The organism is Chitinimonas sp. (genome assembly GCF_041904975.1).
In the GTDB taxonomy this organism is placed as follows: domain Bacteria; phylum Pseudomonadota; class Gammaproteobacteria; order Burkholderiales; family Chitinimonadaceae; genus Chitinimonas.
In genome coordinates, this window is the sequence record NZ_JAYRLZ010000092.1 from 1 (window position 1) to 14,866 (window position 14,866).

General features: G+C 61.0%; 12 protein-coding genes. 6 read left to right on the forward strand and 6 right to left on the reverse strand.

Annotated elements, in window-relative coordinates:
• Together ACE3OH_RS10580 and ACE3OH_RS10585 are read left to right on the forward strand one after the other, a co-directional pair.
• Nucleotides 1-1,157: penicillin acylase family protein (locus ACE3OH_RS10580; RefSeq protein WP_374351808.1), on the forward strand; the 1,157-nt coding region annotated here is incomplete at its 5' end.
• Between the two features lie 16 nt (nucleotides 1,158-1,173).
• Entirely contained in the window at nucleotides 1,174-1,677 is a 504-nt protein-coding gene (locus ACE3OH_RS10585) for a GNAT family N-acetyltransferase (protein WP_374351811.1), read from the forward strand.
• Nucleotides 1,678-1,728: 51 nt separating this feature from the next.
• Here the strand turns inward: ACE3OH_RS10585 and ACE3OH_RS10590 are convergent, their stop codons facing one another.
• Nucleotides 1,729-3,573, reverse strand: coding sequence for a hypothetical protein (locus ACE3OH_RS10590; protein WP_374351817.1), 1,845 nt, complete (start codon nucleotides 3,571-3,573; stop codon nucleotides 1,729-1,731).
• A gap of 209 nt (nucleotides 3,574-3,782) precedes the next feature.
• On the opposite strand from ACE3OH_RS10590, the gene bla reads away from it, so the two are divergent.
• Both bla and ACE3OH_RS10600 read left to right on the forward strand, forming a co-directional pair.
• Nucleotides 3,783-4,787: a class A beta-lactamase gene (gene bla / locus ACE3OH_RS10595; RefSeq protein ID WP_374351820.1), complete on the forward strand. Its 1,005-nt coding sequence runs from the start codon at nucleotides 3,783-3,785 to the stop codon at nucleotides 4,785-4,787.
• A gap of 266 nt (nucleotides 4,788-5,053) precedes the next feature.
• Complete coding sequence (locus tag ACE3OH_RS10600; protein WP_374351823.1) at nucleotides 5,054-6,190, forward strand: M14-type cytosolic carboxypeptidase; 1,137 nt, start codon at nucleotides 5,054-5,056, stop codon at nucleotides 6,188-6,190.
• Between the two features lie 326 nt (nucleotides 6,191-6,516).
• Here ACE3OH_RS10600 and ACE3OH_RS10605 read toward each other — a convergent pair whose 3' ends face one another.
• The 5 genes from ACE3OH_RS10605 to ACE3OH_RS10625 form a co-directional block, all read right to left on the reverse strand.
• Nucleotides 6,517-9,171: a WD40/YVTN/BNR-like repeat-containing protein gene (locus ACE3OH_RS10605; RefSeq protein ID WP_374351826.1), complete on the reverse strand. Its 2,655-nt coding sequence runs from the start codon at nucleotides 9,169-9,171 to the stop codon at nucleotides 6,517-6,519.
• A gap of 106 nt (nucleotides 9,172-9,277) precedes the next feature.
• Nucleotides 9,278-10,255 (reverse strand): transglutaminase domain-containing protein, encoded by a 978-nt coding sequence (locus ACE3OH_RS10610; RefSeq protein WP_374351829.1) that lies wholly within the window; start codon nucleotides 10,253-10,255, stop codon nucleotides 9,278-9,280.
• Between the two features lie 21 nt (nucleotides 10,256-10,276).
• Nucleotides 10,277-11,470, reverse strand: coding sequence for a class I SAM-dependent rRNA methyltransferase (locus tag ACE3OH_RS10615; RefSeq protein ID WP_374351834.1), 1,194 nt, complete (start codon nucleotides 11,468-11,470; stop codon nucleotides 10,277-10,279).
• 188 nt (nucleotides 11,471-11,658) lie between these two features.
• The gene (locus ACE3OH_RS10620; protein ID WP_374351837.1) at nucleotides 11,659-11,931 is read right to left on the reverse strand and encodes a barstar family protein; all 273 of its coding nucleotides are present in this window, start codon (nucleotides 11,929-11,931) and stop codon (nucleotides 11,659-11,661) included.
• Nucleotides 11,922-12,371, reverse strand: coding sequence for a ribonuclease domain-containing protein (locus ACE3OH_RS10625; RefSeq protein ID WP_374351840.1), 450 nt, complete (start codon nucleotides 12,369-12,371; stop codon nucleotides 11,922-11,924). Before ACE3OH_RS10625 ends, ACE3OH_RS10620 begins: the two co-directional genes overlap by 10 nt.
• A 327-nt stretch (nucleotides 12,372-12,698) precedes the next feature.
• On the opposite strand from ACE3OH_RS10625, the gene ACE3OH_RS10630 reads away from it, so the two are divergent.
• Both ACE3OH_RS10630 and ACE3OH_RS10635 read left to right on the forward strand, forming a co-directional pair.
• On the forward strand, nucleotides 12,699-14,147 hold the full coding sequence (locus ACE3OH_RS10630; RefSeq protein ID WP_374351843.1) for a M48 family metalloprotease: 1,449 nt from the start codon (nucleotides 12,699-12,701) through the stop codon (nucleotides 14,145-14,147).
• A gap of 74 nt (nucleotides 14,148-14,221) precedes the next feature.
• Nucleotides 14,222-14,866, forward strand: a 645-nt coding sequence (locus ACE3OH_RS10635) for a hypothetical protein (RefSeq protein WP_374351849.1), incomplete at its 3' end; no start/stop codon positions are given.

The window sequence follows — 14,866 nt, forward strand, 5'->3', positions numbered from 1 at the left end:
TGGATGGCCTGAGCAATGTCGCCGATGCGCTGGTGCTGGCCAACCGGGCTGGCATGCCGGCGCAGAATCTGCTGGTGGGCGATGCGGCTGGCCATATCGGCTGGACCATTGCCGGGCCCTTGCCGGCACGACAGGCGTCCCAGGCTGGCACCTTTCCTTTGACCCTGGCCGGGCAGGCACAATCTGGCTGGACCGCGCTAGCGGACGGCTCGACCCATCCGCGCCTTATCGATCCGGAAGCGGGCCAGCTGTGGACAGCAAACTCGCGCCAGCTGGCCGGCAGCAACTATGCCGCGCTCGGCGATGGCGGCGCCGACCTCGGCGCCCGATCGCAGCAGATACGCGACGATCTGACTGCCATCGCCGGCAAGGCGGACGAGCGCGCCAGCTTTGCCATCGGCTTCGATGACCGGGCGATCTTTCTCGGCACCTGGCGCGAGCGGGCGCTGAAACTGCTGGATGAGGCGGCCCTGGCCAATCACCCGCGCCGGGCCGAGTTCCGCCAGCAACTGTTGCAGAGCTGGGATGGCCACGCCAGTGTCGGCTCGGTGGGTTACCGGCTGACCCGTGGCTATATGCATGCGGTGTACGAGCAGCTGTTCAGTGGAGTCGACAAATTACTGGCCGACGCCAGCCATGACGAAGACAACGACTTTTCATCGGCCAGCAGCCGATGGCCGGTGGTGGTGGCCCGCCTGCTCGATGAACAGCCGGCCGGCTGGCTGCCGGCACGTTTCGCATCGTGGCGCGACCTGCAACTGGCGGCGGTCGATACGGTGATCGGTAATCTGGGCAAGGATGGCAAACCGCTGGCCGAGTCGCGCTGGGGCGCCCGCAATACCGCCAAGATCGCCCACCCCTTCACCCGTTTCCTGCCTTGGCTTGGCCCTTGGCTGGCGGCGCCGGCCGACGAGCTGGCCGGCGATAGCCATATGCCGCGCGTTGCGGCGCCACAGTTCGGCGCATCCGAGCGCATGGTGGTGAGTCCGGGGCGCGAGGCGCAGGGCATTTTCAATATGCCGGGCGGGCAGAGCGGCCATCCGCTCAGCCCTTACTTCCTGGCCGGCCATGCCGCCTGGGTGAAGGGCGAGCCGACGCCGTTCCTGCCGGGGCCGGCACAGCACCGTTTGCGCTTGCTACCGGCCGGCAAGCAATAGGCCGATGGGGGAGTGGATGGAGGCTATACACACCGAGCGCCTGCTGATCCGTCCGATGGTGGGCGACGATGCCGCCTTCATGCTGTGCCTGCTGAATGATCCGTCCTGGTTGCGTTTTATTGGCGATCGCGGTGTCAGGACGCTGGCCGATGCGCAGGCCTATATCAGCAATGGACCGCAGCGCATGTATATCAGCCACGGTTTTGGTTTCTGCCTGGTCGAGTCGCTTGATGGGCAGCAGCCACTCGGCATCTGCGGCCTGGCGCAGCGCGACTATCTCGATGCGCCTGATATCGGCTTTGCCTTCCTGCCGCAACATGGTGGTCAGGGCTATGCCTATGAGGCAGCGGCCGCCGTGCTGGCCTATGCGCGCCAGCAATTGCGATTGCCGCGCATCCTTGCCACCACTCGCCTCGACAATACGGCCTCGCAGCGCCTGCTGGCAAAGCTGGGCATGCACCATGCCCGAACCATCCGCCATCCCGATGGCGACCGCGATTTGTTGTTGTATGAAATCTGAATCGGCGGGGCGACACTGGCCGGTTCGCCCCGTGTGCGAGGCCGGCCTCGACTATTGGCAGCCCGCGCTACTGATCCAGCCCGAAGCAAGCCCCAGATCGAGCAGGCTGGCAGCATTCGCCAGATAGTAAAGATGCTGGTCACTGCCCGATACGCCCAGATAGGCTTGGGTGCCGGGGTAGTAGCGGTAGTAGTAGGGGCTGGCACTCTTGCTGGCTTGGCCCGCTGGCGACAGCAGGGATGGGTAGTTTTTCTCGCCCCAGTTGAGCAGGCAGTCGATCTGCGCCGTGCCGGGCGCACTGCCGGCATCGCTGCTCAGTTCGATCAGTTGCAGGCTATGGGCCGGAATGCTCATCGACAGCTGCACCGCTCCGGCGCTGATAGGCTGGGCCGGGCGTGCATCGCTGCTTACCGTGGCCAGCAGCTTGTCCAGCGTGGTGCTATCCACCGCGACCGGATTGCCGCTGGCGGCGATGTCCTGAGCGCCCTGTGGCGGCGTGCGAATGGTGATATTGGCGCTGGCCCCGCTCAGGCCTTTGGCGCGCCAGGTGTAGCTCACTGCCGCACTGCTGTCGTTGGTGACGATGCTGATCTGCTTGCCATTGAGCTTGCCGGAGATCGCCTGCAAGGCGCTGCCGTCTGCCGCATAGCCGGCAACGCAGTTGCTACTGTCGGTGCACACCTGGGTGCCCAGTGCTGTCGCACCCTTGAGCTGGCTATGCGCCCAGAATGCCCAGGCCGCCGGGTTGACCCGCACACTGCCGGCCACCGAGGTGAAGTCGAACAGCGACATCACGGTGACCCCGGCATAGAAATGCGCCGCGTCGATGGCTTGCGCGGGGTCTTGCATCAGGGTGAGCAGCCCGCTGCCGAATGACTGGGTGCGCTGGTCGGCGTAATAGCTGTTGCCGCACTCTGTTCCCAGACCGATATTCCATTCGCTGATATGCAGCGGCTTGCCGCTGCCGCCCTGGCTATTGACCAGCGCACGCACATTGCGCAGAAAGCTGGCACTGGCGCTCAAGGTGGCCTGCGCACATTTGTCGTACAGATGGGCGGAATAGAAGTCGAGTGACGAAGCGCCGACCGCCGCGATAAAGCCATTGGCGGGGTTGCCGGCCTGTTTGCTCTTGGTCAGCACATCGCGGGTAAAGCCGGGCCCGCCGATCACCACGGTCTTGCCTGCCGCTGCGGCGGCAGCGCGCACCCGCTGGGTGGTCTCCTGGTACAGGGTGATAAAGGTGGCAGTGTCGCCGCGCCAGAAGCCGCCATCGGGCTCGTTATGCACTTCCACATAGGCGGGGTCGACCGCAATGCCGGCGCTGGGCTTGAACACGCCGATCACATGCTTGTAGATATTGGCCGACACCTTGGCCCATGCCACCGGGTCTGCCGTGTCATTCGGCCCGTTGTAGTTCTGCGCCAGGCCCAGATAGATTTTTGCGCCGGCGTTGATCGACTTCTTGATCTGTTCATCGGCCGAGCTGAAGTCGTAGTTGTCCGGGTTGTTCAGATCGCTATCGGCCGACGAGCTGGGCGTCCACACAAAGCGCGGAATGCCGCCATCCGGGGTAAGCGTGCAGCCATTCACGGCGGTGGCCGGGCTGGTGCTGGCATTGAGCTTGGTGGCTGCCTTGTACACCGTGCACAGATCAATGCCGGTATCGTGCAAGCGTGCCTGCGACACACCAAAGCGGCTGTACAGATTGCTGGCGTCGTAGCTGACTCCGGCCTGCTTGGCACTGAAGGTGGGGCCTTTGTTAACGCCAAGCAGATCGCGCACCTGACCTTGGCTGATGCTGGCGTCCACCTCCACCACCAGATTGGCGGCCTGCTGCGGCAGGGCGGTGAGCAGCAGGGTAATGGCAATGGCATGCTGGCTGGCGCTGGCTGGCATAATGGCATCCTCGATGTACTAGGCTCTGTTGACGTTTTGTCGACGCGATCCGCCGACAAAACGTCAACAGAGCTTCGGGCGGCGTGCTGCCATCGATTGCAGAACCGGCCTGCAATCCGTGGAAGCAGTGCAAGGCTTGTAGCGTAGTAAAACGGCCGGCGATTTGCGCATTCCCACTGCTGGTGCTTACCGACAAAAAAGATAACTCCATGAAATCAAAAACATTACTGATCACGCTCGCCGCCCTGCCTTTGCTCGCCCAGGCGGGCAGCCTCGATACGGCAAAGTTGCAGGCTGATCTGGACCAGCTGGCCCAGACTGCCGATGGGCGCCTGGGCGTGTGCGTGCAGTCGCAGGATCAACGGGTGTGTAGCCATGGCGATACGCCCTTGCCGATGCAGAGCGTGTTCAAGCTGGCGGTGGCGGTGGCGGTCATGCAGGCAGTGGACGAGGGCAAGCTGGCGCTGAAGCAGCCGGTAACGCTTAGCCGGCGCGATCTCAGTGTGTGGTGGCAGCCGATTACCGAGGAATTCAAGCAAGGGCGCTATCAGGGCACGGTGGCTGATCTGCTCGACTATATGCTGACCCAGAGCGATAACGCGGCTACCGATGCCTTGTTGCGCATGATAGGCGGGCCGGGCACGGTGCAGGCGATGCTGAGCCGCGCCGGTATTGCCGGCATGAATATCAGCCGCGACGAGCGCCACCTGCAGACTGATCTCTTGGGCTTGCGCTGGCAGGCCGAATTCACCCAGGCCAAGGTATTTGAAAAGGCGGTGGCGGCCATTCCCGACAGCGCCCGTCAGGCGGCCCTGGATGCCCATCTGGCCGATAGCCGCGATAAGAGCACCCCGGCAGCGATGAGCCAGCTGCTGCGCCTGATCGCCGATGGCAAGCTGCTGTCGCCGGCATCGAACAGCTATCTGCTGGACTTGCTGGCCCAGTGTGCCACCGGGGCGGACCGGCTCAAGGCCGGCTTGCCGCAAGGCTGGAAGCTTGGTCACAAAACCGGTACCAGTGGCGACTTCAAAGGGTACTCGCTCGCCACCAACGATGTCGGCATCGTGACCGCGCCCGATGGCAGCACCCTGGCGGTAGCAGTGCTATTGAGCGGCTCGCGCAAATCGCCGGCCGAGCGCGCCGCGCTGATCGCCGAGGTGTCGCGCCGGCTGGTGGCGAATTACCGGGCGGCCGACATTGCGGCAGCTCAATAGGCTGCGCCGACCCTTGTATATGCTATGGCCGACGCCAAGATCGTCCTGCCCCATATAGCCTGGATGCAGCCGCAGGCGGAATCCGGTGCAGCTAAATCAGCCGCCAAAGGCTTGAAAACCAGCCGGATTCTGGCCGTAATTTGCATGCCCCCCGGATTCCGTTTCACTTCATCCGGGCGACTTATTGCTACCCAAGCCGGCAACAACGTTTACACTCGCGCCGTTTGCGCGCGGCGCTTTCACTTCATTTTTACAGTGAGCTTTCCATGACCCAGCCCCGTATCTCTACCGCCTTCGATTCCGGCGCCGTCGATGTTGTCAGTCTGGCCGACCAACGCGATATCCAGCTGAATATCCGCCCCGATAACGCTGCCGAATTCGCCCAGTGGTTTCACTTCCGCCTGCAAGGCTGTGCCGGCCTGCCGGTGACCATGCGTTTTCTGAATGCCGGCCAGAGCGCCTACCCCAAGGGCTGGGAAGGCTATCGCGCGGTGGCGAGCTACGATCGCCAGCACTGGTTCCGCGTGCCGACCAGCTTCGACGGCAAGGAGATGAAGGTCACCATGACGCCGATGGCGCAAAGCGTTTACCTGGCCTATTTCGAGCCCTACTCGCATGAGCGCCATCTCGACCTGATCGGTTTTGCCAACGAGCACGACAATGTCGAAGTGCAGTGCCTCGGGCAGACGCTCGATGGCCGCGATATGGAATTGCTGGTGATCGGCGAGCCGGCGGAGGGCAAGCGCAAGGTGTGGCTGATCGCGCGCCAGCATCCGGGTGAAACCATGGCCGAATGGTTTGTCGAGGGCTTTCTGGAGCGGATTCTCGATGGCGACGACCCGGTGAGCCGCAAGCTGCTGGAACAATGTGTGTTCTATGTGGTGCCGAATATGAATCCGGATGGCGCGGCACGCGGCAATCTGCGTACCAATGCCGCTGGCGCCAATCTGAACCGCGAATGGCAAAGCCCGACCATGGAGCGCTCACCCGAGGTGTTCCTGGTGCGCCAGAAGATGCTGGAAGTGGGCGTAGACCTGTGCCTGGATGCCCATGGCGATGAGAACCTGCCCTACAACTTTGTGGCCGGCTGCGAGGGTAACCCGGGCTACACCGCCCGCATCGAAGCGCTGGAAGAGGCGTTCAAGGCTGCCTGGCTCGCCACCAGCCCGGATTTCCAGACCGAATACGGCTATGAGCGCGACGCCAAGGGCGAAGCCAACCTGACCCTGGCCACCAACTGGGTGGGCCAAGAGTTCGACTGCCTGGCCTATACCATCGAAATGCCGTTCAAGGACAACGCCAATCTGCCGGATGAAGAATACGGCTGGAGCGGCGAGCGCTCGAAGAAGCTCGGCGCCGGTGTGCTGCTGCCTGTTCTGGCGGTGGTTGGCAAATTGCGCTGAGTGGCGCGTGACTCGCGGCCCTGCAGGTAGTGACTGCACCATTCCCGCTTTCACGGGATGGGTGCAGTTCGGTCATGCAGTCTGAACATCAGGGATGCGCTTTACGAATCGAGTTCTCAAGCATTCCCGCATGTCCCGGCAGATCCGGGGCTGACACGGAAGTGGATGATTTCTCGCTGTTTCCTTTCACCCCACCGCCACCGCGTTGCGCGGGGACGGAGGGGGATATAGCCGTGAAGTATCAATAGCTTGCTAAATGGCGCCTAAGCCCCGGGTTTCCCGGGGCCGGCCCTGCCGTTTGAAGATTCGATTCGTTCAGAGCTTCCTCAGGGAAGCTGATTGATCTCGATCAGCGTGATGCCCTGACTGCCATTGGTCCCGCGTGCAATCACCGAGTAGGCGCCAGGGGCAAAGCTGCGCACGATGGCCGATTCGCTCGGGTTGGCTGGTGCGTAGCCGCTGGCGGCAATGGCGTTGTAATTGGCGGAATCGATCTGGCGCGTATTGCTGTCGAGCGCCTGGCCCGTCAATTGATCATAAAGAGTCAGGCTGGTGCCTTGCACGGCATTGGCCACGTTCAGTGCCGATAACGATGGGCCCTTGGCGGTAATGGCCAGTCGTTTGCTGCCTTCGGTGAGGGTGAATCCGGCAATGGCCACGTCGGCGGCGCTTGAGGTGTAGCCCCGGAACGATAGATTGCTCAATACGCCGGCCTGACTGGCGTCTACCACAGCATTGACTTCCAGCAAGGCATTGCCGCTTGCGCCGTTCACGCCGTCCAGCACTGCGCTGTAAGCGCCAGCTGGCAGGGTGAGCTTGACTGCTGCCTCGCGGCTGTCGGTCGGCAGTCCTTCGATCGAGCCGACTGGTGGGCTGTCCGGCCCGTTGCCAATGCCTCGGTTGCTGGCAATCTGCTCGCCCTTGCCATTGAAAATGCGCAGCTGTGGCGTAGGCAGGACATTTGGCACACCCTGCGCGGCCAAAGATGGGCCGCGCGCGGTGATCAACACCGTCTTGCTTCCGCCGCTGACGATAAACCCGGCAATCGCGAGATTGCTGCCGCCCTTGATGGACGCTAGCGCCGAAATATTCGCCAGGTGAGCGGCGGGCGGCGTGTATTGGAATACGCCGCGGTCGGTGCCGGCATAAACCGTTCCGCTGTCGTCGGCTACCACGCTTGTAGGGTAGGGCAACGTTCCGCCCAGCTGAAACCAGGACTCGCCGCCATTGCTGCTTTTGAACACTGCGGATCGATTTGCAGCATAGAAATCTGCGCCGCTGGCGAACAAGCCTCTATCCGGATTTTGAATACCCGTACCTTGCCAGTGCAAGATATCGGCATCGTTGAATCGGTAAAGGCCGTCGGGTCGGGTAGCCAGGTAGCGGGGATTGCCATTGCCATCGCTGCCGATCACGATCCGGTCGACAAGGTAATTACCTGGGCGGCTTGATGTGTCCAAAATCCATTGGCCACCATTCCTCACATATTTGTGCATAAACGAAGTAACCATGCGGGGGCGCACGCTGGTTACATACTGAGCATTGGCAAACAGGTTTTTCCCGTCATAGGCAAGTTTTTCGACTCTTATGCCGTCGGAGCTACGTTTGAAATCGGGATCTTGTAGCCAGTGCTCGCCATTATCGTTGCTATAAAAAATGCCTTTCTCGGTGCTGGCGAAGAGCGAGCCGTCAGGCAAGATCAACAATTTGTCGGGATAGCTTTGCTCAATGCCGTTGTTGACGGCAGACCAATCCACGCCACCGTTCCGGCTTCTGAAAATTCCATGTTCAAAGATGCTGATAAAAACACTGCCGTTCTGGCTGATGGCAATATCGCTGATCACGGGCTTGATATTCGGTGCAATGGTTTCTCCAATAGATTGCCACTGCCTCCCGTGGTCGATGCTACGATACAGGCCATGCTTGTTTCCGGCAAAAACCAGGCCGCCTTTGGTGGCCATGGCAGTAATTGGCTCCGGAGAAATGCCGGTATTTTGCTCGACAAACGCGCCGCTGGGACTAATGGAGGCGATGCCGATATCACCCGCGATCAGAATTTTTCCGTCTTGGCCTGGTATGACTTGTATGACGGAGTCGGGGCCTGCCTTGATTGCTGATTTTGACCAGCTGTTGCCCTTGTCCTTGCTGATATAGAGATATCCATATGAAATAACGTAGAGTATTCCTTGGCTGCTGCCAATAAGACCGCTATTTGGCAGGCCGTTGATTTTGGTCCAGGTGTTCTGTCCGGCAGGTTTTTTGTAGAATCCGGAATAGACTTCGATGAAAAGAGTTCCCTCTTCATCTGCAATCATATGGTAGGCAGTCTCAGGGCGGCCGTTGAAGTCAATTGGCAAACCTTCGTTCAGCGCAAGCCAGCTATTGCCGCCATTTTCACTTTTCATCATGCCGTCCGATGTGGAGATGAATAGATTCCCCATCTTGTCGGTGACCATGGATTCAATGATAAATATATCTTTGGTGGATGTGGGAGTGATCGGCGACCAGTGCAGGCCGTGATCGCTGCTTTTAATCAAGATGGATTTTTCTGTTGCACCACTGGATGCATAGATGTTGCCTAGTTGATCGCTGGCAAAGTTCTCAATATAAAGCTGGTATGGGCTGTCCCAATGCAAGCCACCATCGCGACTGACCAGCAAGTCGCTTGTACCGTAGCGTGCTGCATACAAGACACCGGTGGAATCAGTAGCGAGCTTGCGGATATTTGATGATTCACTTCCCGCCAGTAACTGCCAGTTCTTTCCGCCATCGCTGCTTTTGAAGTTTCCAACACCTGATGCTGCGTATAGCGTGCCATGGCCGTCACCGGCCAGCGAATTGATGGCGCGCCCATACAGTCCTTGACCTTGCGTCCAGCCGGCTGTGTCGGCCAGTGCTGGCAAGCTTGCGCTACATGTCAGCACGCAGCAGGTAGAAAGCAGGATTCGGTGCGCCAGCTGTCGAAAATCATGTTGTCTCATGGTGCACTCCCTGAATCGATGCAGGGCAGTGTACCGGTGGCGCTTTGAATGATCGGTGAGCTAGTTCACAGTCATGGCGGTTTTGCTGCTCAAACCTGCCCACCGGTCAATCAACAATTCTCCAGGAGGCGACCAGATCGTAGTCGGTGTAAAAGTGCTGACCCTGATTGCGGCTGCGAAGCAGGTAGAGCTGGCCGCGGATGGCCGGGATGGTGATGGAAAATCTGGCGATATCGCCTTGCCATTCAGGCGACAGGGTTTGCTCGCCGATTTGCAGCGCCACCTTGGTTGGTGGCGCGGCCTGCACTTCGAACATATAGCGCGGGCCTTGGCGCAGCACGCCACCCGGTGGTGCCGAAATGATCTGCAGTTGCGGATTTTCGACCTGGTAGGCAGCGGGCAGTGAGCGCAGCTGTACGCCGGCGAGTATTTGTGCCGCAGAAAACCCGTTGCTTAGCAACTGCTCAAGAATGCCGGCGCCGATGTGGAAGCCGTTTTCCCAGTCGGCCAGCGTCGGCTGCCTGGGCAGGAAGGCATAGCGGCTATCGGCAGGGTAATGGTTGATGGCGAACAGGCTTGGCGGCACATCGAACCAGAAGCCGCTGTACTGCCGGGTAAAGCGCCCCTCGCTATCGACGCTGCCAGCGCCCCAGGTGACATCGACCAGCACCCAGCCCTTTTTCAGGCGTATCGCATTCCATTGATGATTCTTGCGGCTGAAATGCTCGCCTTCGATATAGCCGCCACCCTTGGCATAGCCGGGAATGCTGGCTGATTTGACGCCGAGTTTGCCCAGCAAGGCAGTCAGTAGCTCGGCATAGCCCTGGCACACGGTTTTGCCGCTGCGCAGGATATCGTCAGGCTTCAGTTCTGGCACCTTGCGGTGCTGATAGGCCTCGCCGTCGTAGTCGATATGCTGGGCTATCCAGTCAAAGGCGGCACGCGCGCGTTCGTCCGGATCGCTCACCCGAGCGGCGATATCCGCCGCCAGGCGCTCAAGGGTCGGCCCTGCCGGGCCGGCAGCCGTGGCCAGCAAGCTGCCCAAGGCAAACAGCATTGCGAGCAGATAGCGGATGCTGGCCATGGTCGGTCGACCGGTTGCTGCTTATGCCACCTTGCGCAACAGCAAGCCCTTCAGGTAGTCGCCTTCCGGGAAGTTGAGGCTGACCGGGTGATCAAGGTCAGGCGTAAAACGCTCGATGATCTGTGCCTCGGCATGGGCATCCCAGGCGCTGCCGGCGATGATCTTCTGGAACAGGTCGGCGCTCATGCCGCCCGAGCAGGTGAAGGTGGCCAGCAGGCCGCCCGGCTTGAGCAGTTTCAGGCCCCACAGATTGATATCCTTGTAGGCGCGGGCAGCACGTTCGACATGGCTGGCGGTGGGCGCAAACTTGGGCGGGTCGAGAATGATCAGGTCGAATTGCCGGCCCATATCGCGCAGCTTGCGCAGGTACTGGAAGGCATCGGCTTCCACCCATTCGGCGCGGCTGGCGTCGATATCGTTCAGGCTGGCATTGAGCTTGGCTGCCACTAGCGCATCGGCCGAGCTATCGACCGACAGTACGCTTTTCGCACCGCCCTTGAGCGCAGCCAGCGAGAATCCGCCGGTATAGCAAAAGCAGTTGAGAACATCGGCGCCTTCGGCAAAGCCGCCCACCAGTTCGCCAATGCGGCGCCGGTTGGCGCGCTGGTCGAGGTAGAAGCCGGTTTTCTGTCCGGCCTCGATGTCCACGCGGTAACGGATGTCGTATTCCTCGATATCGACACGGGCGGGGAGTTTGCCGGCCAGCAGGCCAACCCGTGGCGCCAGGCCTTCCAGCTCGCGCACATCGGCATCAGAGCGCTCGAATGCCGCTGCGGCGCCGGTCTGGCTCATCAATGCATCGACGATGGCACTGCGCCAGCGCTCGATGCCTGCCGACAGAAACTGGATCACCAGCACTTCGCCATATTGATCAACCACCAGGCCAGGCAGCCCGTCCGATTCGCCATGCACTAGCCGAGCAGCATTGCCTGCAGCGGCCAGGCTGCGCCGCGCTTGAATGGCGCGTGCGAGGCGGGCGGCGAAAAAGGCGGCATCGATCTGCTCGGCTTCGTCAAAGCTCCAGAAGCGCAGGCGGATCTGCGAGCTGGGGCTCCAGGCGGCCCAGCCGAGAAAGCGGCCATCATGGTCGAGTACCCTGACGGTTTCGCCGGCGTCCGGCTCCTGGGTATAGGGTGCAATCGCACCGGAGAACAGCCATGGGTGGCGATGCAGCGCCGATTTTTCCCGGCCGGGTTTGATCTTGATGGTATGCATGAAAGCTCCGGAACTACCGGTGGAAACTGCGTGTTGATTCAGGCGCCTTGCCCGGCGCCAGTGAGGTCGCCTAGAGGGGAGGGCGCGATGGTGCTGCAATCAATCGTATGCAAATTACTGGCTGGCTGCCGTCAATGCCATTTGGCAAGCCCAGGCCCGTCTTGGGCTGTTTGATTTGCCGAGTGGCGTCAATCGAAGCTCACATTGAAATCAGCGCGCTCGGCCGACACGATATTGAGCACATCGCCGATGCGGGCAAACCAGTCGCCCAGCGCCACCCGCGAAAAACCGGCATCGTGCCACACCAGCTGTACCGGGCCGGCGACCTCGGTGCTGAGTACGTCGTAGACCGCATCCAGGTTTTGTCCCATCGCGTATTCCAGCTCCAGCTGGCCTTCCAGCTGCTGGTAAAAGTCCTCGACACTGGCAACGTTTACGAATTCGATACGGGTCAACGGCATGGGGGAGCCTCGGTGAAGTGTTGATAGTGATCCAGCGTGACATAACGCCGGCCATTTTTGCCCGGCTCGTAAACCAGGCGTTTGGCATTGCGTTTTCCGCCGGCATAGCCCAGATCGGCCTCGCGCCAGTTGCCGGTGGGCAGCAAGCCCTCATGGTTGCCGAAGCGATCGCCGCCTATGCTTTTGCCACGCAGGGCGGTAATGCCCCACATGGGCCGGCCCGGCGTCCACCCGGCAGCGCGGGCCTCGCGCTTGGTAACAAAGTCATCCGGCAGATCGCCGGTCTTGTTCAGGGTGCTGATGATCTGGCCCAGCTGCTGGGCGTCGCCCGGTTCTCCTAGCTGACCCAGCAAGGCGGTGGCGACGCTGCGGCAGCTGGGAAGGTCGGCACCGGCTGCCAGCGAGGCGGCGAGCATAAGGGTGATGAAAAAACGACGCACGACGGGCTCCAGTTCAAGGCTAAGCGGCGATTATCCGGCCAGGCGCATGGCGCGGTCAAAGAGGGCTGCGGCTGTTTCAAATGGTAACAGCCGTGTTTTACGGCTGATCCGGCGGATTCGTGAGCGGGCAGACTTGTGCGATGCCGATGCAGCGGCTTGCCAGCAAATAGGTGAATAAGATGCTGATGCAACGTGTGTTTTTGGCTTTTGCCTTGCGGGCAATGCGATGGAGATGGAGGGTGAATACACGATGCTTGTACCCGATCGTCCAAGCATTGGCGAGCCGGTGTGATGGAACCTGTGCCGGGCGATCTTTATCATAGGGGCATGAAAATGCGCCTGATTTCCCTTGCTTTGCTTCCCATCCTGGCTTTGGCGACCGATCTACCCGATCTGGGCGATTCGGCGCTGGGCGATTTGCCGCTGCATGAAGAGCGGCGTATTTCCGATATGGTGGCGCGCGAACTGCGCAAGTCCGGCGATGTGGAAGACGACCCGGAGCTGAATGATTACCTGAATCGCCTGGGCAGCAAGCTGGCGGCGAGCAGCAATGATAGTCGGGTCAATTTCCGCTTCTTCCCGATTTCCTCGGCTCAGATCAATGCCTGGGCGGTGCCGGGCGGGGTGATAAGTGTCAATCTCGGCCTCTTGGTGCTCACCCAGCATGAGTCGGAACTGGCCTCGGTGATGGCGCATGAAATCGGCCACGTCACCCAGCACCACTATGCGCGGATGGTGGAAACGCAGAAGGGCTCGGGCCTGATGACGCTGGCTTCGCTAGCCGTGGCGATTCTGGCGGCGCGCAGCAATCCTGACGCCGCCCAGGGCGCCTTGGCCGCCAGCGAGGGTTATCAGTTGCAGCGCTATCTGTCGTTTTCGCGTGACTTCGAGCGCGAGGCGGATCGCGTCGGCATGCAGACCCTGCAGGCCGCCGGCTTCGATGCCGGTGCCATGCCGGTGTTTTTTGACCGGATGCAGCATTTTTATCGCAATGTCGATAATGGCGCCTTTGCCTTTTTGCGCACCCATCCGGTGACCACCGAGCGGATCGCCGATAGCCAGGCGCGTGCTGCCAAGCTGCCCTACCGGCAATGGGTGGACAGTCCGGACTACCTGTTCATGCGCGAGAAAGCCCGCGCCATCCAGCTCGGCGGGCAAGATGCCTTGCGCTATTACGAGGGCACTACGACGCAGAAGAAGTATGCGTTCGAATCGGCGCAGCAATATGGCTTTGCCTTTGCGCTGTGGCAGGCCGGCAAATTCGATGCGGCATGGGAGCATATCGTCGCAGCACAAAAGGCGCTGGGCGGCGACCATCCTTATCTGGCCTCGCTGGCCGTGGCAATCCGGCGTGACCAGGGGCGCTTCGATGAGGCGAACACCTTGATCAAGGCAGCACGTGCCCGCTTTCCTAGTGCGCCGGGCCTCGTGTATGGCGAGATCGACCTGAGCCTGCGGCGCAAGAATCCGAAAGAGGCGGTCAGCCTGTGTGCCGAGGCGCTATCGCTCAAGCCGTCTGATGCCAATCTGCACAAACGCATTGCGCAAGCCTATACCGAGCTGAATGAGCAAGGTTTGGCGCATCGGGCGCTGGGTGAGTACTACGCCTTGCTGGACGAGCCCAGTGCGGCCATCCAGCAAATGCAGATCGCCTTGAAAGCCGGCGGCGATTTTTACCAGTTGTCGGCTATCGAGGCGCGCATCAAGGAGCTGCGTGCCAGCTTGCCGGTAGACAAGCACGGTCGCGCAATTGATGAAAAAAAAGACAGACCATGATGCCGACTTGGGTTTTCCCGCATGGCCTGCCTAAGATCAGTTCTGGGCCTCGCCATTCTGTCCGGAGTAGCCTCATGAAAGCCATGACACCCGGTATTGCCGTGCTGCTTGCCATAACCGCCGCTGCGGGCGAGTCTTTTGCCGGGCAAACGACCGAGCCGCCGGCTGTGCCGGCCGCGAGCGAATCGTATCTGGGGCCGGACATCTACCGGCTTGATCACGGCAGTGCAGCGGCCTTGCCGCAGGCGCAGTCTCCTTCGTTGCTGCGAGACATGACGGTTGCCGGTCGTAGCGTGTGGCTGCCTGCTGGTCGATCCAATCGTGGGTTGGCCGGCGGCTGGGGCAAGCCGGGGCAGTACAGCGAATCGCGGTATAGCCTGCTCGGCGGGGATGAGCGTTTCAATCTCGAATGGCGCACTGCAGCGCGACTACCATCCGATGAGGAGCGGCTGTTTCTTGGCGATCGCGGCGATTATTCGCTGGGTGCAGTGCTGAGCCGTGGCTTCGGCCCGCTGCTGTTTGCGGCCAGCGCCAATCGCAGCTTCAATAGCCGCAGCCAGAGCCGCGACACTTGGTCGAGCGAGTGGTATGGCGCTTATGGCTTTGCTGGCGGCAGCGCCGTCGGGCTGGACTATAGCTGGACCCAGTCGCCGATTGCCGGTGCAGAATCGTCGCGGGTATTGTCGCTATCGTCGTCCTTGGTGATGACGCGCCGCGAG